Origin of the sequence: Micromonospora sp. M51, from assembly GCF_018070305.1 — a bacterium.
Classification (GTDB): domain Bacteria; phylum Actinomycetota; class Actinomycetes; order Mycobacteriales; family Micromonosporaceae; genus Micromonospora; species Micromonospora parva.
The window spans coordinates 1-583 of record NZ_JAGPXZ010001417.1 but is presented as its reverse complement, the minus strand read 5'-3'; the positions used below and the strand labels follow the sequence as shown (position 1 = coordinate 583).

Genomic DNA, 583 nt, shown 5'->3' with positions numbered 1-583 from the left:
GACCGCGGTGCTCACCCCCCAGGAGACCGAGGAACTGCTGACGGTGATGCGGTCCCTCAAGGCGGCCGGCAAGTCGATCGTCTTCATCACCCACAAACTTGGCGAGGTCAAGGCCATCGCCGACCGGATCACCGTGATCCGACGCGGAAAGACGGTGGGCACCGCCTCGCCGGAGGCCAGCCGGGACGAGTTGGCCGCGCTGATGGTCGGGCGCAACGTCCGGCTCACCGTCGACAAGACCCCGGCCACTCCGGGCGAGCCGGTGCTGGAGGTGTCCGGGCTCGTCGTCGACGACGACCGGCAGATCCGCGCCGTCGACGGCATCGACCTGACCGTGCGGGCGGGTGAGGTGCTCGGCGTGGCGGGCGTCCAGGGCAACGGTCAGACCGAGCTGATCGAGGCGATCATGGGCCTACGCCCGGTGCTCGGCGGCACGGTCAGCCTGGTCGGCGACCGGATCAACGGCTGGAAGCCCAAGCGGGTGCTCCGGGCGGGCGTCGGCTACGTGCCCGAGGACCGCAGCGTGGACGGCCTGGTCAAGGAGTTCAGCGTCGCGGAGAACCTGGTGCTGGACATCTACGAC

1 protein-coding gene is annotated in these 583 nt (G+C 70.0%); it reads left to right on the top strand.

The window, feature by feature from the left end; genetic code table 11:
* Positions 1-583, top strand: a 583-nt coding sequence (locus KBX53_RS35190) for an ATP-binding cassette domain-containing protein (RefSeq protein WP_210864060.1), incomplete at both ends; no start/stop codon positions are given.